The sequence below is a fragment of the Neorhodopirellula pilleata genome (genome assembly GCF_007859915.1).
Classification (GTDB): Bacteria; Planctomycetota; Planctomycetia; order Pirellulales; family Pirellulaceae; genus Rhodopirellula; species Rhodopirellula pilleata.
Genome location: NZ_SJPM01000011.1, coordinates 158,494 through 180,162 on the forward strand (window position 1 = coordinate 158,494; position 21,669 = coordinate 180,162).

Here is a 21,669-nt window from a genome sequence, read left to right on the forward strand (position 1 = left end):
TGGGACCGTCGTCGTTCGAGCGGATGAAAGGTGGGGCGGGAAGGTCGTACGAGCGACCATTTGCTAGCGGCGTGTTGATTGAGTGAGCCGACGGCGCCAGCCGCGGACTGTTGATTTAATCGTAACCCGATGCGTCAGCGAGGGATTGAACACCATCAATTCTCTCTTAAGTGTCCCTCACTCACGCATTTTGAAGTTGCGTTTATTTCGTAACCCGCTGCGTAAGCGAGGGATAATTGATATTGACTCATCCCTCGCTTACGCTTCGGGTTACGATAAACCAATGCCACAGGCAAAAGCGCAACTTCAAAACTCACGCATCGGGTTTCGATGAGGACTAGATCAACAGACCTCAATCATATTGTAACCGAAGTCCCCGTTGCGACTTGCAGAAACCGCGCATGACCTTGTACAAATCGCGCATGGACATGCAAGAAATCTGCTCGAAATGGTTTGAATCGCTCGACGACGCATCGGAACTGTTGCGATTGTTTGATTTTTTGCCCGGCGTGTTTTTGTACGTCAAAGACGATTCGGGCCGATTCGTGGCGATGAACGCTGCCTTGGCCCATCTCAGCGGCGCAGCCGATCCTCAAGAGTGCTTGGGTAAGACCGATGTCGATCTGCATTCGGCCTACTGGGGAAGACGCTATCAAGAGGAAGACCGCGAGGTCATGCAAAGCGGTGTCGAACGCCCCCATCAAGTTTGGTTGGTACCGACCGGGCGGGGGCGATTGGGTACGTTCGTTTCAAGTAAGATTCCACTGCGGGGGAAAGCCGGAACGGTTATCGGGATCGCCGGCGTGATGATCCGGTTGGACCAAGACCTCGAAACGAATGATCCTTCCGACCCCGTCGATCAGGCGACCCGTCGCATGACCGAGCGTTATGCCGACGCTATGGAGATCGCCCGCATCGCCGAAGAAGTGGGTTTGTCGGTCAGCCAGTTGAACCGTCGATTCCGAGCGAAGCATCAAATCCCGCCGAGCGAGTATTTGCAACGCGTGCGGGTGTATCAAGCCAGTCGCTTGTTGGTGGAGACCCAAACGACGATCGGCGACGTCGCCTTGCAATGTGGGTTCTACGACCAAGCCCACCTGAACCGAACATTTCGCAAATGGATGCAGATGACACCGTCGGAATTTCGGCGCCTCGAACGAACCATTTCGTCGAGCGAAGGAACTGTTCGGAAATAACTTCGGTTTTTGCATCGAGCAAGAGAATCGGAACCCGACGCGTCAGCGAGGGATAAGCCGTTAAACTTGATCCCTCGCTGACCGGCGTGTTGATTTAATCGTAACCCGAAGCGTGAGCGAGGGATTCGGCGTCATTAAGGCCTATGTATGTATCCCTCGCTCACGCTTCGGGTTTCGATGAGGACTAGATCAACAAGCTGTGACGCGTCGGGTTAGGAAGTCAGGAATCTAATTACGACGTTTACTAAGATTAATCACATGAACGAACCTACCAAATACAGCCAAACCCACTGGACCGCCGAGATCGATCGTTGTCTCAAGAATCAGCCCGATTTCGAAGTGTGCGTGAAATTCAATATCACTCGCTCGGCTGCGCGAAAACGACGGATCGAACTGGGGATCGTCGCTCAGCGTGAATCCGATCCGAAATGGACGCGGAAACTCGAAAGCCGATTGGGAACGATGCCCGACACGGAACTCGCCGCCTTGATGGATTGTGATCCTTATTGGGTTCGAAAACGAAGGATCGAACGAGGCATCGATGCGTATGTGATGCCGCACACGGTCGCGACCGAAGGAAAGTCTGACGCCCATCAGTGGACGGCTGCCGAACGAAAATTGCTCGGTACCCAACCCGATACGATCATCGCCGAGAAGATTGGAATCCTCGCTGGAACGGTCACCATTTATCGCAACAAACTAGGAATTGCTCCGTTTCGCCGAGGGGGCGAAGTCGAGTGGACACCTGGAATGTTACGATTACTCGGTGAAGTCCCCGACGGAAGATTGGCCAGCGAGTATGGCATCTCACACAGCGTCGTGAAGTTGCGACGGATCCTCGAAGGAATCCCACCTTTCGGGCAAACCGAGATGGATCCCGAGCCCGCTCTCCCGCTCGACGTGATCGAACGGATCGGCAAAGACACCGACAAACATCTGTCGGATGTTTTTGGCGTGTTGCGTGCCAAGATTCGTATTTATCGAGCACTTCACGGCATCCCCGCCGCGCCTCTTCCTCCACAATCGCGACACCAATGGACCCCGGCCGATGACAAATTGCTCGGCACGAAGTCCGATCGGTCGGTCGCGATCGAACTGGGAACGACGGTTTATCAAGTATCTTATCGACGAAAAACTCTTGGTATCCCGCCGGCGGGCGTGAAAGCGTCGATTCGTTGGACACAAAGCCGAATCGATCAGTTGGGCACCGAGCCGGATCACGTGTTGGCCAAACAATGGAATGTGTCGAAGATCACGGTCCGTGAGAAACGGGAAGAACTCGAAATTGCTCCGTGTGAGCGGACCCATCGCGAGATCCCGAAAGAACTGATCGATGAACTCGGCAAGTGCTCGGATAATGACTTAGCCCGGCGATACGAGTTCTCCGCTACGGCAGTGCGGAACATTCGCCAAGAAGCCGGGATTCCGCCCTTCCGATCTAGTCAGTCGTTTCAATGGAAGGCCCGCGATTTGAAACGCTTGGGAAAAGTCCATGACGACGAGATTGCCAAAGAGTTGGGGATCTCACCACAATTCGTTGCCCGCAAACGCGGTGAACTCGATATCCCCGGCTACCGGCGAACGATGAAAGCGGACTGGAACAATCCCAAGAATGTCGCCAAACTCGGAAAGATGAGTGATGCGGATTTAGCAGAGCAACTCGGCGTCACCCCCGGTGCAGTCGCTCACAAACGCCGATCCCTCGGCATCGCTGCCTACGGCAGCTAGCGCGTCTGTGGCGGCAACTCTCAGTCCGTCCCCTCGTTCCCAGGCTCCCGCCCTCTTCATACCCCACAAGTCCTCGTGTATTGCTCCCCTGCCAGCTCGTCTGGCAGGAAGCCGAGGTTGGCAAGCTAGACACAAGCTACAGTTTTCCCAGCCTTCCGAGTTTAACTTATGCTCGCCGCTTCAAGCGGCGAGCATAAGTTAAACTCGGAAGGCTGGGAGGGCATCGGTGTCTAGCTTGCAAACCTTATTCACCCACGAGACGAGCTCGTGGGGGTCAAAAAGATGTGTAGGATAAAGAAGGCGAAAGCCCCGGAGCAAGCGTTGGTAACCGTACACTAGCTGCTTGTTGATTGAATTAGCCGTACCGCGTTAGCGGCGGTTAACCGGACGCCAACCGGGGCTAACGCCCATCGGCTAATGGTTGTCATTCGGTATACGACTAAATCAATAGCCCACTAGCGAGTTGCGACCGGCCTTCATCCAGTCAGGTCATTTCCAAACGACTGGTTCGTATCGCATTGGATTTGGCCGCGTCGTCACCACAACAAAGCACTACGCGTCACCCAACAACTTCGTGCGCAAGTCGGTCAACAAGTTGATCGCATCACTGATCTCTGCTTTCTGGCGAACGGGATCTTCCGGAATCTCACGCTCGATCGTCAGCGGTCCGGTGTAACCGATCTCACGCAATGTTTGCAGGTACGTTTCCATTCCCACATCGCCTTGGCCCAATGGGACTTCGCGTCCCCACGTGACGCCGGGCTGGTCGCTCCAGGTGCCGTCTTTGCAATGAACGCTTCGCACGTGCGGCCCGACCTTTCTTAACGCTTCGATCGGATCGCCGGCACCGTAGAGGATCATGTTCGCCGGATCGAAATTGATTTTCAGGTTTTCACGTTCGACCGCTTCGATAAACGTCAACAACCCGTCAGCGGTTTCTTGCCCGGTTTCCAAATGCAGGTACTGATCGTTGCTACGACAATGATCGCACAGCGTTCGGGTGACTTCGACGATTCCGGCATAGTCGGGGTCGGCCGTGTCGTGGGGAACGAAGCCGAGGTGCAAGGCGACACAATCGACGCCCAACCGTTTCGCAAAATCACTGATTTCGAACATCTCGGCCAGTCGCGATTGACGCGTCGCTGCGGGCACCAATCCGACGGTGCGGACGACCGTCGGAATGTCCGCATAACTCTCGCCCTCGAATCCGCCAAAAACAGCTGTGCACTGCACGCCCATTTCAAGCAACTGTGCTGCAAACGCATCGGCCGCTTCGGGAGTTCGGTTACCGGCATGGGGGGCGTGCAATTGGATCGTCGGTAGACCGAGTTCTTCAATGATCGGCCAAGCGACCCCCAAACCGGCGTCGATGGATGCGAACACTCCGATGGGCCAAACTGACATGAATGAGATTCCTTGGGTGAAAAAAACTTGGGTGAAAATAAAAAAGGCGAGTAGTCGATCAACTCCTGATGTAGCGAAAGTCGCCAAGAGGACAAATTGTACCGAGTTCCTCAGGATGCGTTATGCTGAAGGTCGCATATTTTCTGTCATCCCATTTCCCCATCACCTCGTTCGTTTTTCCTACCTCGGAGTTAACCATGTCCCCGCTCAATCGTCGAGAGCTATTGCAAACCGGTTCGTTGGTCGCTGCTGCCGCGATGACACCAAAACTATTCGCCGATGTATCGCCGCAACCGGTGACGGCGGAGTCGTTGACCAAGACGCTCTACGACACGCTTTCGGAAAAACAGATGTCAGAAATCTGTTTCGGATGGGATCATCAAGATCCTAAGCGAGGTTTGCTGAGGACGTTCGTCGCCAACAATTGGAACATTACTCGCCCGAGTATCAACGATGATTTCTATACCGTCGATCAACAACAGTTGATTCGCGAGATCTTCGAAGCGATCATTCATCCGGATTGGCATGCGAGATACGATCAACAACTCGAAGACGACGCGGGCGGGTTCGGCAACGAGCAGTCCATCGCGATCTTCGGCAAACCCGGGGACGGCAAGTTTGAGTTGGTCATGACGGGGCGTCACATGACGCTACGCTGTGACGGCAACTCGGCAGACCACGTCGCATTCGGTGGACCGATCTTTTACGGCCACGCGCCGGATTTCAACGAAAGCCCATCGCACACCGGAAACGTGTTTTGGCCGCAAGCGATCGCAGCGAACAACGTTTATAAGATGCTCGACGGTCAACAGCAAAACCAGGCCCGAGTCAAAAAAACGATTCGTGAACAGTCCGCCGGATTCCGAGATCAGAAGGATTTGCCCGGTCTTCCAGTGACGGAATTGACCTCAGACCAACGTGAAGAGTTGCAATCGGTCTTGAAAACATTGATCGAACCGTATCGCAGCAGCGACCAAGACGAAGTGATCGCGTGTTTGAAAGCTCAAGGCGGCTTGGATGCTTGCCGGTTGATGTTCTTTACCGACCAAGATCTTGGCAATGACGGTGTCTGGGACAACTGGCGGATCGAAGGCCCGAGTTTCGTTTGGCACTACCGCGGTGCCCCACACGTTCATGTTTGGGTCAACGTCGCCGACAGTTCTGACGTCAAGTTGAACGCCTAAGCATCGCGGGAACATTAACTGCCGCATTATAGAAGTGGCATAGGCTTCCAGCTTTTTATACCCCACATCTTTTTTGACCCCCACGAGCTCGTCTCGTGGGTGAATAAGGTTCGCAAGCTAGACAACGACGCCCTCCCAACCATCCGATTTTCACTTGTGCTCGCCGCTTGAAGCGGCGAGCACAAGTGAAAATCGGATGGTTGGCGAATTGCGGCTCGTGTCTAGCTTGCCAACCTCGGCTTCCTGCCAGACGAGCTGGCAGGGGAGCAATCCATGAGGACTTGTGGGGTATAAAAAGGCTGGAAGCTTATGCCAGCTGATCCCCGTTCAAACGGCTGACTTCGGGAATCCCTTTCGGGTTTTCCGCAAACAGCACTTCTTGTACTTTTCTCCGCTGCCGCAAGGGCACGGAGAATTGCGGCCGACGCGGCCGCGTTTTGGTTTGCGGCCGCTGAACAGCTTCTTGGTATCTTGATGATACATCTTGCGAAGCATCTCGTAGAGCTTTGGGTTTTTCTGTTCGAGAAGTTTCGGGCTCTCGAAAAAATACTCCGTCAACACGGCGAAGTATTCCGCTTCGTTGGTATAGGCGTAGTCGTCGATGTGTTCGGTTTGGACATCGTCGCGCTTGAGTTCTTCGCCTACCCAACGCACCCAAGGGTCGAACGTTTCGTCCGTGATCGTCGGCGGTATCCCGTCAATTTCGCCGTCAGCTCGATCGACCAAATGCGCGAACTCGTGGATACCGACGTTGCGTTTGTCGGTGCTGTTTTGAAATCCCGCGATCAACGACGGCTTCGAAAGAATCATCACCCCGCTGAGGTGATTGGTTCCGACCAGCCCCAAAGTGTTGGCGTGATCGCCGGCATCGGTTTGATATTGCTCATCGAACGAGCCGGGATAAATCAATACTTCACCAAGACGTGAATACTCAAAGTCTTCAAACCCCATGATCGGAATCACCGCGCTGGCGGCGACCAACACGCGGGTTGGTTCATCGACTTCGGTGCGAATTCCCGTGATCTGGACTTCGTCCAAGAAAACCTTCACGAGGTTGCGAAACCGAGTCTTCTTCTCATCGGAAAGAGCCGTGAAGTATTCGACTTGGGTTTGCAGCGTCGCTTCCCACGACTCGGGAAACGGCGAAGCCATGATCTTCAAACGCCGCATCGTTTGACGACGGATCAAGAAAAACAAACCCAGCGCGATCGGTACCAACACGACTGCGATCGGATACTTGACCGCCAAGCCAAGCCCGATGATTGCGAGCGGAACGCTCACGCTATAGGCGAGCAGTCGATTACGTTGATTGTCCGAGGGCGATACAAGCATGAATAGGTTTGCTTTAGATGATGACTTGAAGAAGTCAGATTTGCGAAGTAGCCTTGAATCGAATTCATCGAGCCTATTGGAATGGCTGCAAGATCTTCGGCAATTGACGGTACAGGAATCTTGGCATCAAGCTGAGATAGCGGTCCGATACCGGGTCGTGTTGCAAGAGAATTTCGGTGCCACCTTGAACGGCGGCTAACCGGATGCGATCCAGAACCGCCTGTCGTTGAGGTCCCAACGAATCGCCGACGACCAACAACGGCATTCGGTCGTAAGTCGCGTCCGTACCGACCCACCACACGCTTTGGCCGGCGTCGCGACAACTTAAACCCAGCGGTTGCAGCGTTTTGCGCAGCATCGTGCCGGCGGGATCTCCGGCGTATGGCATCACCAATTGACCGGGCGATAGACGGCGATCCCGAGCGTCTTGCCAATTCACCAACGCGGTCGCTTGGTTAAGCCGCGCCGTGTGACGCAAGAATCCCGCCATCGTGATTGCGGTGTCGAGCTGCATGCCTGACTCGCCGCCCTTGATCAACGGCCAACGCGGCTGGAATTCCTCTTTGGGTATCTGACCTTCGGGCGTCGGCGATTTCAAGCAAATGGCTTCGACCATCCAACGTTGGCGTGCGGTCGCATTGATCTTGGGGGGAATGTCGCGAGCGATCCGCAGTCCGTCGGCGACCAACGCGCTTAAGCCCACTTTCTCTCGCTCGTTCCACTGGGTCGCTTTCAAGAACGACGAGACCACCTCATCCGCCGAAACCTGCTCGTCGCCGAAGTCATCGGTGGAAATGATCGATGCCAGCTTCGCTTTGTACGGTTCCAATTCAAGGGTCACCAACAGTTGATCTGGTGACGGCTCGATAACCAGCCCGGTGGACTTCGCGACTTCCTTGAGTCGTTGGTCGACCGGCTTCCAGCCGGGAGCTTCATCTTTAACGAGTTGGGTGATCGACCACTGTGCGAGGTCCAGTGTGACCCAGTCGATCTGAATCGGAACCTGGGTGAGTTCGCTCGCCAAGAGCATGAAATCCGACAGTGGATAGCCGTCGGTTTGCAAGGCGACACGCAGTTTCAACGCGTTGTTGATGTTAACCTTAGGCGGTGGTGTGGCCAGCAACATCGGATCGATCATCGCGTCGGCGGCCTCCTCGACTCGCAATTCGGCGACGTTGGCGTTCACAGGTTCGACCGGTGGCGCGTCGGGCGCACCGCCGGGCATGTCGAGCAACCGCGTGAACGCTTCGAGTTCCGGTGGTAGACCGATTAAAGGATCGGTCGGCAAATCCGGTTCTTGGTTGCGGACGACGGTACTGGATTCGCCCGGTGTCTTGCCGGCGTCGGTTGATTCGCCACGCAAAGGATCGACGGGCAACAGTCCCGCCGGAATCATCGGACCGGTTTCGGTCTTCGGTTGAGACATCGTCGTATCGGTCGCCGGTTGGCCGTCCGTTTGACCTTGCGGATTTTCAGTTTTGGTCGACGAGCCTACTTCGGGATCAGCGGCATCTAAGGCGGGACTCTGTTCAACATCGGGTTGGATGGAATCAGGTTGGATCGCATCAGATAAGGCGGCGTCGTTGGGGACCGTCGGCGTTGTATCGTCAGCAAGTCTGTCCGGCGAACCCCACATTGAGAACGCCAGCAAGCCGCACGTGAGAACGGCTCCCAGCGATGTCGCCGCGATCAGCAACCATCGACGCGAGTTTTGCTGAGGCGTGCTAGACCAAGGAACTTCTTGGGGCGAGTCGTTGGAATTATCGGCAATCGTTTCCGGTGCAATCGGTGGTTGTCCCGATTGCAGTTCGCTGACGTTGCCCGGGAACGGCGGCGGAATCGGCGGCAAGCCCGCGTGTGGTTCCTCATGAACGGACGACAGATCACCCTGCGTCATCTCTTGACTGTCGACGTCCTCGTCCCCGGCGATCAACGCGGGTGGCGTAGGTTCCGGTGCAACGATTTGAACCATCGATCCGCACTTAGGGCACGCGACGATGGTTCCGACGATCGACTCATCGGTCACCCGCAACCGGCTGTGGCAACTCACGCACTGAACGGAAAAGGGCACAGCCAAAACGAACGACCCGAAACTACTTTCCGCCCGCTTCGGCGATCATGCTGGAAACTTCCGATGCGACTAACGAGGCCGGCAAGGCATAGCTGACCACGCGTCCGGCACGGGCGATGTTCAACCCGATGACTCGGCCTTCGGTATCCAAGATCGGGCCGCCGCATTGCTCAGGATTTAGCACCGTGTCGTGCTGGATCGCCTGTTCGAATCCGGACAAGCGGGCGTTGCGAGCGCCGTTAACGCGGGCGTCGTTTTCCGATTCTTGCAGCACGGTCAACTCACTCATCCGCGCCGGAATATCGACCGTCGAACCGTCTCGTTCGATCGTTAACTGAACGACCTCACCGGGGAACATTCCGTTGAGCGTGCTAACGACTTGGCGAAGATCGCTTTGGTTTTGGCCGTCGATGGCGATGATGCGATCCCCTCGTTCCAGGCCCGCTTCGTCGGCACCACTGTCGGGAACGATATTACGAACGCGAGCCCCGGTGGTTTGGCCGATACCTTCGAGCTCGATCCCCAATCGGCCTTGAGAACCGACTTTACGGGGCGAGGCTCCCATCACGCCCAAACCGATCACGCGGCCGGTTCGATCAGGGCTAACAAGAAAGCTACCGATCAGCGGAGTGAATGACTCAAATCGAACCGGTCGCAGCGACCTCGCGGCGGTGGCTTGATCCACTTGAACGACCAACAACGCCAAGTCACTGCGACGTCGGACCGCCGCCACGCGGGCGGGAATGAGACGACCGTCGGATAGTCGGACTCGGATCGGATCGCCGGAGAGTTCGCTGCGTTTGGTTACCACATAGGCGTCTTGAAGAACCGAGGCGTCTTGACCGACTGAACCGGTTCCGGAGACTGCCAAGAGATTCGATGACGAGGAAACCGCCGTGCCGAGTGCCACCGGACGGCCGTCGCTGATGATTTCGACGATGCCACCCTCGACCTTTTGCGAGATCGGGTGCATCAACCGCATCATCGCGTTGCTGTCGCGACGGTGCAGAACTCGATCAACGAGACGTTGCTGCAACCACTCGGGGATCGGCGAGTCCTCTTGCGCCCAAGTCCGCGTCGATGGCATCGACATGATCATCGCGATCAATAGCGTCCATGCGATTTGAGGCAAACCGTAGCGTTTTGTTTCAATACAAGTCATTGGCCCGTCCAATTTCCACCACCACTCGAACTAAATTGCCGTTGCGGCGAACCCATACTTTAACTCGTTCGCCGGGCATCGTATCCGAAACGGCTTGTTTGAGCGATTCGAACCCGGTGATCTGAACATCCCCGAACCGCTCGACCACGTCCCCCGGTTCGATCCCGGCCGCTTCAGCTGGCGAGCCGGGATTCACTTCTTTGACTAATGCTTGGGAATCGGAACTATTGCCGCGGACGCCCAACGACGGTTTGAAGCCGGGAAGGAATCCCCACGACTCGCCTTGGTCCATGCGTGACCATGATTCATCGTAATGATTGATCGGGACGTGCAAATTGTCCGCGACGTCATTACCGATGCGGCTATGAACGGCAATCAAACGCCCTGACAAATCGAACAACGGACCACCCGAATCGCCGCCGATCAAGGCGCAATCGGTTACCACCGAGCCCTTGCGAACGTCCAAAATTCGACCCACCCGCGTCACCATACCTCGGGTGCGGTCATAACCGCCGGGGTGTCCGGTCGCGATGCACCACATACCGGTCTTTAAATTGTCACTCGAACCCAACGTGGCATGCGGCCAAGGTTTGCCGTCGTTTTGGCCGGCATCAATTTTCATCAGTCCGGCGTCGACGTGCCGATTCATTCCGCGGGTCATCGCCGTCACGGTGCGTCCGTCGGCGAGCGTCAAGACCGCCGCTTTGTTGGGACGCATCGCCACGTGAGCAGCCGTCAGCACATAACCGGTGCCGGTAATGATCACGCCGCAACCTTGGGCCGGTCCGATTTGGATGCTGACGGTGCACTCGGCGGCCCGCGCGGCGATTAATTGAGATTGACGCTGCAACATGCGGAGGGTTTCGAGCGACTCTGGGACGCCGCCTCGTTGCAGCAGATCCAACAACGCGTCGGGCGTTTCGACCCACGTGTCGCCCTTGGGGACACGACGTGGTTGTGGGGGCATGCCCGCATCGACCGAATCGCCCAGCGGATTGACTTGTGTCGAATACGAAGGCGATGATTGCGTCGGTGCGCCATCGGGCACAACTGAATTGGGCACAACTTGACCTGGAACGATCGTCCCCTGACCGAACTGGTCTTGGGCTACGACCGGGGACATCCTTGTTGAACCGAGCAAACCCAGGTTGATGAGCAAGGCGAACATCACCCACCAAGTGCTGTTGTCGTACGTCACCAGCCCCGGGCGAACCTTTCGATCGAACTGTGAAGAAGAAATCAAACTTCAAAATCCATGGAAGATAAAAACTTGCATACGAAACGAGGCGACGGCTCAGGAGGCTCATTGTAACCGCTCGGTCAGCCTCGGCCCATGCTTGCCTGTCCTGTTTTCAGGGGGTCGCCCGTCGACGATGATGCCGTGTTGGATTGTACGCATTAAAACGATTGTTGGGTTTTAGACGCCACGCCCCCACCCACCGTTCCCTGTTTCCCTGTTTCCCTAAATCCTCACCCCCGCTTCTAGCGGGCTGTTGATTTAGTTCGCATCGTAACCCGAAGCGTGAGCGAGGGATATTTAAATGAGAATGAACGGCGTTCAATCCCTCGCTGACGCTTCGGGTTACGATTAAATCAACACGCCGGTGAGCGAGGGATATTTAAATGAGAATGAATGGCGTTCGATCCCTCGCTCACGCTTCGGGTTACGATTAAATCCATAGCCCGCTAGCCCCCTCGACTTTTACCTGATCTCACCGATGACCCGACATTTTTCCATGAATCCGCCTCCCCGTCTGCTCGTTGTCGGATGTGGTTATCTCGGCATGCGGGTCGGACAATCGGCTCGATCGGCCGGTTGGTTCGTCGCCGGCACGACACGGAATCGCCGCACTGAGTTGGAAAACGCCGGTATTCTTCCGATTCGATTCGATTGGAACGACTCCCGTGACCTGGATTCGCTCGGCCGGGCAATGTCCGAACATGACATCAATCGGATCGTGATCGCGGTCAGCCACGACCGAAACAGCCACCACGATCGGTTCGCCTCCCAAGTCGACGGGCTGTCGAGATTGCTGCAAACGATCCGCGTTGCCAATCCCAATCCGGCTGGCTGGGTGCCCGAGGTCGTGTACATCAGCACAACGGGGGTATTCCACCAAACCGACGGCGTTTGGGTCGACGAAACGTCCCCGACCCATCCGACGCGTGAGGGCGGCCGAGCACATTTGCAAGCCGAAGCGAAATTTCGGTCTCAATCGCCCGTCGACTCGTGGTCGATCTTACGCCTTTCGGGCATTTACGGCCCCGGTCGTGTTCCTCGCGCCGCAGATGTTCAGGCCGGACGTCCGATCGCTTCGCCACCAACTGGACACTTGAATTTGATCCATGTTCAAGACGCCGCCGAAGCCGTGATCGCGGCGCTGTCTTGGAAAACGAACCATCCGAATCGTCGCCGCGAAAACTTATATCTGGTGAGTGACGATCGGCCTGTCATTCGCCGTGAGTTCTACCGCGAGATCGCCCGCCAAACGGGGTCACCCGAACCGACCTTCGTGGACCCCGAGTCCGATTCGGGCGTAAGGTTCCGCAGCGAAACGGACAAACGCATATGGAACCGACGACTCAAACGAGACCTTCTTCCTCGACTGGCCTATCCGACCTACCGCGAAGGTCTGCAAGACGTCCTTACCAATGTTCCCCGCCTCTCACGGTCTGACGGCCAACGTTCATGAGCATCAAGCAACTCACCAGTCAGTTCGACCTGCATCAGCCTTTCGCGCCCTCGGGCGATCAACCGCAGGCGATCGAGAAATTGACCGCCGGATTCCTTGCGGGCAAGTCGGCGCAAACGCTGCTCGGAGCGACCGGAACGGGCAAGACCTACACGATGGCCAACGTGATCGCCAACTTGGGGCGTCCGGCACTTGTGCTCAGTCATAACAAAACACTTGCGGCCCAACTCTACGGCGAGTTCAAAGAGTTCTTCCCCAACAACGCCGTCCATTACTTCGTCAGTTACTACGACTATTACCAACCCGAAGCTTACATCCCTCAACGCGACGTTTATATCGAAAAGGATTCTTCGATCAATGAAGAGATCGATCGGCTGCGATTGGCCACGACGAGTTCGTTGGTCAGTCGCCGGGACGTGGTCATCGTCGCTTCGGTCAGCAGTATCTACGGGCTCGGTTCGCCCGATGACTACAAACAACTCGTCATCGACATTCACGAAGGCGAAACCACCCGTCGCGATCATCTGTTGCTCAAACTGGTCGATGTGCAATACGACCGTAACGACTTCGCGTTCGAACGTGGCAAGTTTCGCGTCCGTGGTGATTCGATCGAAATTTGGCCGACGTATGAAGAGTTCGCCTACCGCGTCGAGATGTGGGGCGATGAAATCGAACGCATTTCGCTGATCAAACCGGTCTCGGGCGAAACGATCCGCACGGTGAAGGATCTTTACATCTATCCGGCCAAACACTTCGTCATGCCCGAAGACCGCATCCAACGCGCCCTCAAGATGCTCCGGGAAGAACTTGCACAGCAACTCGAAGTGTTTCAAAGCCAAGGCAAGCTGCTCGAAGCCCAACGGCTGTCGGCTCGCACCAAGTTTGACTTGGAAATGCTCGCCGAGGTCGGACACTGTCCCGGCATCGAAAACTATTCTCGGCCTCTTTCAGGCAAGCCGCCTGGCGCAACGCCCGACACGCTTTACGAATTCTTTCCCAAGGACATGGTTACCTTCGTCGACGAATCGCATGTCACGGTGCCGCAGGTGCGAGCGATGTACGCGGGCGACCGCAGTCGCAAGATGACGTTGGTCGAGCACGGCTTTCGACTGCCCAGTGCGCTGGACAACCGGCCGCTGAAGTTCGACGAATGGGAAGCTCGCACCGGACAGATTTGTTTCGTCAGCGCCACGCCGAGTAACTACGAGTTGGAACGAACCGGCGGCGAAGTCGTCGAGCAGATCATCCGCCCGACCGGGTTGCTCGACCCGATCATTGAAGTCGTTTCCGCTCGCGGCCAAGTCAATCACTTGCTCGAGCAAGTCCGGCTGCGGGCCGAGCGGAATGAGCGAGTGTTGGTGACGGCGTTGACGAAACGGCTCGCCGAAGACCTCGCCAACTTCTTTCAAGAGAACGCCGTCCGGTGCCGGTGGTTACACAGTGAACTCAACGCGTTCGAACGGGTCGATCTTTTGCAAGAACTACGAACCGGACAATTCGATTGTTTGGTGGGCGTGAACTTGTTGCGAGAAGGGCTCGACCTTCCGGAAGTTTCGCTGGTCGCGATTCTTGACGCGGACAAGGAAGGATTCTTGCGAAGCGAAACGAGTTTGATTCAAACGATCGGACGGGCCGCCCGAAACGCAAACTCACGCGTTTTCTTGTATGCCGATAAAGTGACCGACTCGATGCAAATGGCGATCGACGAAACCGAGCGACGTCGCAGCATTCAACAGCAGTACAACGAAGAGCACGGGATCACACCCGTCACGATTTTTAAGAGTATCCGCCAAGGCATCGAGTCCGACGCGGCGAAACATCGCGAAGCCGAACGCAAAGCGACCGCCGAAGGGGCGATCACGTACATCACACTGGAATACGTCGAAGCGCTCGAACGTGAAATGCTCTCAGCAGCGGAGGATCTGGAATTCGAGCGTGCCGCCCGGCTCCGCGACCGCGTGGTGCAACTCAAAGACAACATCGGAAAACCGCTATCGGAAGTCGAGATCAGCGAATCCAAATCCACTTCCGGTGGACAAGGAAAGGGTCGACGTGGAGGCAAACAACGAAAAGGAATGAACCCCAACGGAAGCAAAATTCCTCGACCCAAGCGAGGGTGACTCTCGAGCTGCTGTCTTTGCCTGGCCCTGTCCGGAAGTCTGATCTCGAAGTCCCATACACCAATTCCTCATGATTCAACTGATTCGCCCAAGCATGCGGCATAGTTGGTTCGGTGCCCCAGCGTATACAATTCGTGAATGATTGCCGCTGATTCACTTCGTTTCAACTAACAGGGACCCCATGAGCACCGATTCAAACAATCCGTACGGAACGCCCTCTCAAGCGTCATTAGGTGATGACTTCTCCGGTACCGCAGGGAGGGGATCTTCTCGGAAGATGCTCATCCGTCAAATCGCACCGCTCTCGGCCGGGAAAATTCTCGGTGCGCTCTATGCGGTGCTGGGATTGATCGTAGGGGGCTTCTTTCTCCTCGCTTCGGCGGTCGGCGTCGTCGCGGGCGGTCAAAATGTTGGAGCGGGATTGATGACGGGCGGCCTGAGCATTGTCTTCTTGCCGTTGCTATACGGCTTGATGGGATTCGTGGGCGGGGCGTTTGCCGCATTCCTGTACAACGTGGGTGCCTCGATGGTGGGCGGCATCGAACTTGAAATCGAGACTTAGAGCCTATCCCACAAGCGACCTTCCAAGATGGCGAAGTTGATCCACTGAAGTCGGCATGGAGTGCTGGACGATTCGTTCACTCCGCCTTCGGGCGGCGGGTTCGACGTTCGCGTTCGTATCGGATTCGGCAACCGATCGGAACGGTTTCGGTGACGGTCGGTTGCCGGCCGGCTAACACCGCCTCAATGGCATCGTGGACGTAGGTTTTTTGAATGTTTCGTCCGTTCGGCGAGTCATCGAACGATCCCATGTACGCGATCTTTCGCTGGCCGTCCAAGACAAAACACTCGGGAGTGTATCCCGCCCCGAACTGGCGGGCAATCTTTTGAGTCGGGTCAAACAAATAGGCAAACTTGAATTGTTTTGATTCTGCTTTCGATTTCATCGCCGGCAAACCATCTTCTTCAACTTGGTTGACGTTGATCGCGACGATCGCCGCATTGTTAGCTTGAAGTTGTTGGGAAAGCTCGACCAGGCGATCTTCCAAGTCGACCGCGTAAGGACAACTGTTGCAGGTAAAGACGACGACCACGACGGATTTGTCTTGGAGGTCGCTCAGAGCATGCATTTGATCATCGACGCCGATCAGATCCGACCAAGCCGGAGCGTCATCGCCGATGTTCCGCGTCGGATTGAATTCACCGGCGACGGTGCAATTGCCTCGGCCTTCGAGGACGGGCACCAGGCCAGTCGCGATCATTAAGAAGATCGAAACGGTCATGAAAGAACGGTTGTTGTGTGAAGTCCGCTGACGCATTTTGTTGTTTGCTTGATCGGAAAGTGCTTCGTGAAGATTGGATACCAGGGGTAGTGCTTCGTCAAACCCTAAAATTAGGGTTAGTGAAGTGAGCCGACGGCGCTAGCCGCGGGCATTACGCAACGCCCGACGCTAGCGCGTTCGGCTCACCCTAAAATTAGATTTTGACGAAGCAGTAGCGATACCAAACGTCGGATGTTGACGGTGCGTTAGCGAGCTTGGACCGGCGTCGCTTGCTTTCGCCAGTCGACCAATTGTACTTCGACGCTTCGATAGCCACGGTATTCGTTGATCACGGGGCGGTAGGCGATTTCGATGGGGCCGTCGCATTCGTTGAGCGGATCGCACCAATCGGAGGCGCCGAATGCGACACCGCGGATGACCCGATCGCCCTGTTTCAATTGCACCGACAGATGCCGCTCGCCGCCGCCCATCTTCTTGGCCGGTTCGGCCAGTTCGACGCCCCGGCCCATCAAGATCGGTCGCGGGTTGCCGGCACCAAAGGGGGCGAGCGTTTCGATCTGGTTCATAATGTGTAGGTTCAATTGCCCCAACGGCGCTTCGGCGTCGATCTGGATCGAAGGCGTGATGTCCTGGTCGGTCCATTGCCGAGCGACCGCTTCGCAAAAATCACCTCGGAACGCTTCGATGTCGGCTTCGCGAATCGTGATGCCTCCGGCGGCCGGGTGTCCGCCGAATCGGACGAGACGGTTTTCGCATTCACAGAGCGCTTCGTAGAGATTGACGCCCGTGCCGCCGACGCGTCCGGAGCCGACCGCGTCCGCCTTACCCGCGTTGTCCATGGAAATGATGATCACCGGCTTGGCGTACTTCTCGGCCAATCGACCGGCGACGACGCCGATCACGCCGGCGTGCCATCCGACACCGTTGAGCACCAAGGCCGCATCGCCTTCGATGTCGAATTCTTCTTTGGCCTGTTTCTGAGCGGCAAGTTGGACGCTGCGCTGGAGTGTGTCTCGGGTCGCGTTGAGCCCGTCGATGTACTCCGCCAACATTCCGGCCCGCTCGCCCGCTTCGATCGTCATCAACTCGATGCCCAGTTGAGCTTGGCCGAGTCGGCCCGCCGCGTTCAAACGCGGTGCGAGTGAGAACGCGACGTTCTCGGTGGTCAACTCGGATACTTGGTCCAACTGGGTTCGTTTCATTAATTCCCAGAGGCCCGGCAACGGTTCACGCTGCAACGTTTTCAAGCCATGGTTAACGATCACGCGATTCTCATCGACCAACGGAACCACGTCCGCGATCGTGCCGATCGCGGCCAATGCGAGTGATTGCATCAAGTACCGCTTCATCGGTGGCGTGACTTTCTTTTGTCCGCACTTGGCTTGGCACAACGCCCACGCCAACTTGAACGCCACACCCGCACCGCAAAGTTCACCAAAGGGGTAGTTGGTGCCGGGCAGACGCGGGTGAACGATCGCTTCGGCGTCGGGTAATTGTTCGCCGATTTGATGATGATCGGTGATGATCAACGTGGCGCCGAGTTCTCGACACAGATTCGCGCAGCCGACACTGCCGATGCCACAATCGACCGAAACGATTAGCTTCTTGCCCCGACTGACGAGCTTGCGAATCGCATCCTCGTTCAGGCCGTAGCCTTCTTCGAGTCGATTGGGAACATGATAGGAAACGTCCGCACCGAGAAGCCGCAGACCGTTGACCAAGATCGCCGAGCCGGTCATCCCGTCGGCATCGTAGTCGCCGTAGATCACAATCGGCGTCCGCTGCTCGATCGCGTCGAGTAAAATCCGGGTCGCTTTGGGCACACCCGGCAGTTCTTGAGGATCACGCAGATTGGTCAGCTTGGTGTCCATGAACGCGGTCGCGTCTTCGGACGAGTAAACACCTCGGCTGACGAGCAATTGGGCGACCACGGGCGCAAGCCCCGACGAACGAATCAGTTGCTCGACCAAGGGGGCGTCGTGCGGCGTGATTCGCCACTGCCGATTCATCGGCAAAGCCCCTACTTCTTCTTTTCGTTGTGCCAGGTGTGCTTGCGCAGGTTGGGGTTGTATTTCTTTAGACGCAACTTCTCGCCGCCCGGTTTCTTGCGGAGGGTGTAGTTGTATTGACCGGTTTCTTCGCAGACGAGGAAAATGGTTTCAGCTTTTTTCTTACTTTTAGCCATCGAAATGCGGGCGCATGAAAGGGAGGAGTATTGAATTTGGCCCCGAAGTATGGTCGCCAAGGGGGTATTTTGGCAAGGTCTAGTTGATGATTCAGGCCGGATCGGCAAAATCAGCCAATCATGCCGCCCAAAACTCAAGAAATCCGCCACTTTTTCGTTTATGGTACCCTCTGTCGAGGCCAATGCCGGGCGAACCTTTGGCCGGCCCGACCGCTGCGAATCACACCTGCCTGGACGACCGGGCAACTCTACGGTCGCGCGGACTACCCCGCGATGAGACCTGGAACCGATCGCGTCAACGGCGAGTGTTGGGAATTCGACGCGGCCGAAATGCCGCTGGTGATTCGCACCCTCGACGAAATCGAGGGCACGAATCAGCCCGGCGAGCGGAACCTTTATGACCGCGTCGTGACGCAGGTTCGTTTGCTCGAGGGATCGGAAACCCTGATCCCGGCATTCGGCTATCATTACGCGACCGATCCGCTTGCCGACGGCTTCCATCGGATCGTCCCGATTGGAGCTGAAAGTGGTGTCCGTTGGCCGGGGCATTCAAATCAATAGCCGACACGTGAAGTCTGGATCGCTATCGAGCGTTGGCTTGTTCAAGTTGGACTTGCCAGAATCGACGAGCGGCCCGGATGTAAGGCGCGTAGGCGGCTAAGTCGGCTTCACGCTGTGATTTCAATTCGGTTTCAAAATCGGCCAACCAACGCTGAAAGAACTCGACACTCCGCTTGGAGATCCGACGTTGCCCGCCGACTTCGAAGTACCACGGTGCTGAAACGGCCGCTCGAAAATGATCTTCATGTAGCGTCACCACGCGAACCAATGCCCACCCGGGTTGGCTGACGTTGATCGACGAGATACGTCCACCCGCTTTGGCAAACTCATCCAACTTGGCGGTGTAATGCACCATCCCGTTGACGATGACTTCGAGATAATCAACCGGGTCGCGAACCGTTAACGTGACACGCGGAGTCAGGGATACCTTATCTCCTTCGCTTAACTCAAAAACATAACCGGGCGGATGGTCTTCAAGCTCCGCTTGCAACAACGGTCCATTGGTGACGAACGTGTTACCCTGCCAGACGGAATCCCACAGGCTCGCCGAGGCTTCCTCTCGATTGACATACGTTCGGTTGTAACCGATCGGATGGTCCTGGGCTTCGATGCCAGTCCCCGCCAGTGGTGCGATGCGGAAGCCGGCGCTGAGCATCTCCCAATAAATTTGCTCCGCTTCACGACCGAGCGATCGATTGTCGCGAGGATGTTCGGTCGGGAACGGACGTCCGACGCTCGGTTTCAATACCGGTGAGTCCAAACGCAACCAATCGCCCAAGACAAAGTTTCCGTCGATCTTTTGGCTGGCCAAGTAAACCGGCAATGCCCACGCAAACGGATTGGCGATCGCGATCCTTTGAGCATTTGTTTTATCGGTCAATCGGGTCAACGCGGCCAACGTGGGATCATTTGTCGTTGGCACCGACATCCCTGAAGCTTCGCCAAGGGAATAAGCAATCAAGTCTCCGACCGAATCGGCGTGGACGGGTTCCGATGCGTCGGGAACCTCCTCGGTTGCCGCATTGGTCCAAGCAACATCAAGCTCCTCGCTTCGCATCCGTTGAGACAAGTCGTGTCGAGAATCGGGCGAGAAAGCGTCCAAGCTATTCCACCCCAGTTCATGCATATCCAAGATGCGAGGCAACGCGACGACGTGCTCGTCCTCGCTGGTTTTTTCGATGGTGAAGTTGCCTCGGATGACGCGGTATTCGGGGCCGTGTGTGACACGGAATTCATACGGGCCTTCTTTCAAATTCAGCCGGACCTGCCCGTCGACGACAAACCCAGACGTTGTGGGAATGGTTCCTCGCGCGGACAGCGGACGAACGACTCGGAGAGAATTCCGCCGGGACGTCGGCCGTGGTGCTGGGCGGGACGCATCGGCGGCGACCAGTTCGGGACGGGTGAGTTCGACGCGGGCGGCAATCGGTTCGCCGGTCGCTTCATCGACAACTCGAAGCGTTAGTTCCCCTTCGGCGGACCATCCGGAGGCTGAAAAGGCGGTCAGGGTTACCCATGACAAAGCCACTACCACGTACCGGGCCGTCCGAACCGGCCACTCGGAGTTTGGTTTAACGTTTGCTACAGTTGGAGCCCGACGATCGAATCTGCCAAATTGGCGATCTCGGCTCGCCGTCTTTCTCCTCGTTTCTCCTGCTTTCCTTCTTTGATCGATCACTGTGGCTGAAGACCTTTATCAAACCTTAGGAGTGGCTCGCGACGCCGATAAAACAGACCTGCAAAAAGCCTATCGCAAATTGGCCCGCAAGTACCACCCGGACATGAACCCGGACGACAAAGCGGCTCAGGAAAAATTTAAACGCGTTCAAGAAGCCTACGAAGTCCTCAGCGACGAGCAAAAAAGGGCGGCCTACGACCGCTATGGGAGCGATTTTGAAAAAATCCGAGGCGGCGGTTTCCACCCCGGAGCGGCCGGTGGCGGCGGGGGACCCTCGTTCGAAGGCCTCGATTTGGAACAAATCTTCGGCGCGGCCGGACGTGGCGGGGGAGGCGGCGGAGGCGGCGGTTTCGAAAACGGCTTCAACGATTTTTTTGAACAGATTCTCGGTGGCGGCGGCGGAGCTCGCGGTCGCGGCGGACCGGGAGGTCGCCGACCACAGCCGGCTCCACCACAGCGAGGTGCGAACCTCCGCTACGAGCTCTCGATCTCCTTCGAAAAATCGGTTCTTGGCGGCAAAGCGGAGTTCTACCCGACCGGCACCGGAAAGCACGAAAAACTGTCCGTTACCATTCCTGCCGGCGTTGAAAATGGAGCCAAGATTCGTTTGCGAGGTCAGGGGCAAGCGGTCCCCGGAGGCGAACCGGGCGACTTGATTTTGACGATTCAAATCGACGATCACCCGCACTTCGAACGCGTCGGTCGAAACTTGGAATTGAAGCTGCCCATCACCGTGTACGAAGCCGCCGTCGGGGCCAAGGTCGACGTGCCCACCCCCAAAGGCACCGTCACGCTATCGATCCCCGCAGGAAGCCGCAGCGGAAAACGATTGCGACTCAAGGGCCAAGGCATCCCGTTCGCAACCGGCAATCCGGGCGACTTGATCGTCGAACTGCAAATCCAGTTGCCCGAGAATCTGTCTGAAGAGGCGATCGAGTGGATCAAACAGGTCGACGAGTCCCAAGTGTTTCAGCCGAGGGAAGGTTTGAAGTTCTAAGTTATCCGCAAGGCTGTTGACGCCCGGACGCGTAACGGCTCGCTGATTTCATTAGCCGAACCGCGTTAGCGGCGG

Annotated in this window: 17 protein-coding genes; 8 read left to right on the forward strand and 9 right to left on the reverse strand. The window is 56.6% G+C overall.

The window, feature by feature from the left end; translation table 11 throughout:
- Positions 1-401 precede the first annotated feature (401 nt).
- On the forward strand, positions 402-1,196 hold the full coding sequence (locus tag Pla100_RS22025; protein ID WP_146580221.1) for an AraC family transcriptional regulator: 795 nt from the start codon (positions 402-404) through the stop codon (positions 1,194-1,196).
- A gap of 258 nt (positions 1,197-1,454) precedes the next feature.
- Positions 1,455-2,924 carry a hypothetical protein gene (locus Pla100_RS22030; RefSeq protein WP_146580223.1) on the forward strand — a complete coding sequence of 490 codons (1,470 nt, stop codon included), beginning with the start codon at positions 1,455-1,457 and terminating at the stop codon, positions 2,922-2,924.
- A gap of 552 nt (positions 2,925-3,476) precedes the next feature.
- Here the strand turns inward: Pla100_RS22030 and Pla100_RS22040 are convergent.
- On the reverse strand, positions 3,477-4,328 hold the full coding sequence (locus Pla100_RS22040) for a sugar phosphate isomerase/epimerase family protein (protein WP_146580225.1): 852 nt from the start codon (positions 4,326-4,328) through the stop codon (positions 3,477-3,479).
- Positions 4,329-4,525: 197 nt separating this feature from the next.
- Between Pla100_RS22040 and Pla100_RS22045 the strand changes: the two genes are divergently transcribed.
- Positions 4,526-5,512 (forward strand): DUF3500 domain-containing protein, encoded by a 987-nt coding sequence (locus Pla100_RS22045; RefSeq protein ID WP_146580227.1) that lies wholly within the window; start codon positions 4,526-4,528, stop codon positions 5,510-5,512.
- 327 nt (positions 5,513-5,839) lie between these two features.
- On the opposite strand, the gene Pla100_RS22050 is transcribed toward Pla100_RS22045, so the two are convergent.
- The 4 genes from Pla100_RS22050 to Pla100_RS22065 all read right to left on the reverse strand — a co-directional run bounded on the left by Pla100_RS22050 (position 5,840) and on the right by Pla100_RS22065 (position 11,320).
- Positions 5,840-6,844 carry a M90 family metallopeptidase gene (locus tag Pla100_RS22050; RefSeq protein WP_146580229.1) on the reverse strand — a complete coding sequence of 335 codons (1,005 nt, stop codon included), beginning with the start codon at positions 6,842-6,844 and terminating at the stop codon, positions 5,840-5,842.
- Between the two features lie 73 nt (positions 6,845-6,917).
- Positions 6,918-8,915 carry a hypothetical protein gene (locus Pla100_RS22055; protein ID WP_231603347.1) on the reverse strand — a complete coding sequence of 666 codons (1,998 nt, stop codon included), beginning with the start codon at positions 8,913-8,915 and terminating at the stop codon, positions 6,918-6,920.
- 22 nt (positions 8,916-8,937) lie between these two features.
- Positions 8,938-10,077, reverse strand: a complete 1,140-nt coding sequence (locus tag Pla100_RS22060; protein WP_146580231.1) for a PDZ domain-containing protein — start codon at positions 10,075-10,077, stop codon at positions 8,938-8,940.
- A complete protein-coding gene (locus Pla100_RS22065) occupies positions 10,064-11,320 on the reverse strand; it encodes a S1C family serine protease (RefSeq protein WP_231603349.1) in 1,257 nt (418 codons plus the stop codon). Before Pla100_RS22065 ends, Pla100_RS22060 begins: the two co-directional genes overlap by 14 nt.
- Positions 11,321-11,813: 493 nt before the next feature.
- On the opposite strand from Pla100_RS22065, the gene Pla100_RS22070 reads away from it, so the two are divergent.
- The 3 genes from Pla100_RS22070 (at position 11,814) to Pla100_RS22080 (ending at position 15,452) form a co-directional block, all read left to right on the forward strand.
- Positions 11,814-12,770: an SDR family oxidoreductase gene (locus tag Pla100_RS22070; protein WP_146580233.1), complete on the forward strand. Its 957-nt coding sequence runs from the start codon at positions 11,814-11,816 to the stop codon at positions 12,768-12,770.
- Entirely contained in the window at positions 12,767-14,890 is a 2,124-nt protein-coding gene (gene uvrB / locus Pla100_RS22075; RefSeq protein ID WP_146580235.1) for an excinuclease ABC subunit UvrB, read from the forward strand. Before Pla100_RS22070 ends, uvrB begins: the two co-directional genes overlap by 4 nt.
- Positions 14,891-15,071: 181 nt before the next feature.
- Complete coding sequence (locus Pla100_RS22080; RefSeq protein WP_197168147.1) at positions 15,072-15,452, forward strand: hypothetical protein; 381 nt, start codon at positions 15,072-15,074, stop codon at positions 15,450-15,452.
- Between the two features lie 76 nt (positions 15,453-15,528).
- Here Pla100_RS22080 and Pla100_RS22085 read toward each other — a convergent pair whose 3' ends face one another.
- From Pla100_RS22085 to rpmG, 3 genes are all read right to left on the reverse strand, one after another.
- Positions 15,529-16,173 (reverse strand): thioredoxin family protein, encoded by a 645-nt coding sequence (locus Pla100_RS22085; protein WP_231603350.1) that lies wholly within the window; start codon positions 16,171-16,173, stop codon positions 15,529-15,531.
- Positions 16,174-16,418: 245 nt separating this feature from the next.
- A complete protein-coding gene (gene recJ / locus Pla100_RS22090; RefSeq protein ID WP_146580239.1) occupies positions 16,419-18,182 on the reverse strand; it encodes a single-stranded-DNA-specific exonuclease RecJ in 1,764 nt (587 codons plus the stop codon).
- An 11-nt stretch (positions 18,183-18,193) separates the two neighbouring features.
- Positions 18,194-18,358: a 50S ribosomal protein L33 gene (gene rpmG, locus Pla100_RS22095; RefSeq protein ID WP_146580385.1), complete on the reverse strand. Its 165-nt coding sequence runs from the start codon at positions 18,356-18,358 to the stop codon at positions 18,194-18,196.
- A 120-nt stretch (positions 18,359-18,478) separates the two neighbouring features.
- Here rpmG and Pla100_RS22100 point away from each other — a divergent pair, with 120 nt between their 5' ends.
- The gene (locus tag Pla100_RS22100; RefSeq protein WP_146580241.1) at positions 18,479-18,919 is read left to right on the forward strand and encodes a gamma-glutamylcyclotransferase family protein; all 441 of its coding nucleotides are present in this window, start codon (positions 18,479-18,481) and stop codon (positions 18,917-18,919) included.
- Positions 18,920-18,941: 22 nt separating this feature from the next.
- Here the strand turns inward: Pla100_RS22100 and Pla100_RS22105 are convergent, their stop codons facing one another.
- Positions 18,942-20,441, reverse strand: coding sequence for a CehA/McbA family metallohydrolase domain-containing protein (locus Pla100_RS22105; RefSeq protein ID WP_231603352.1), 1,500 nt, complete (start codon positions 20,439-20,441; stop codon positions 18,942-18,944).
- 157 nt (positions 20,442-20,598) lie between these two features.
- Between Pla100_RS22105 and Pla100_RS22110 the strand changes: the two genes are divergently transcribed.
- Positions 20,599-21,594: a DnaJ C-terminal domain-containing protein gene (locus Pla100_RS22110; RefSeq protein ID WP_146580243.1), complete on the forward strand. Its 996-nt coding sequence runs from the start codon at positions 20,599-20,601 to the stop codon at positions 21,592-21,594.
- The last annotated feature ends 75 nt before the right edge of the window (positions 21,595-21,669 follow it).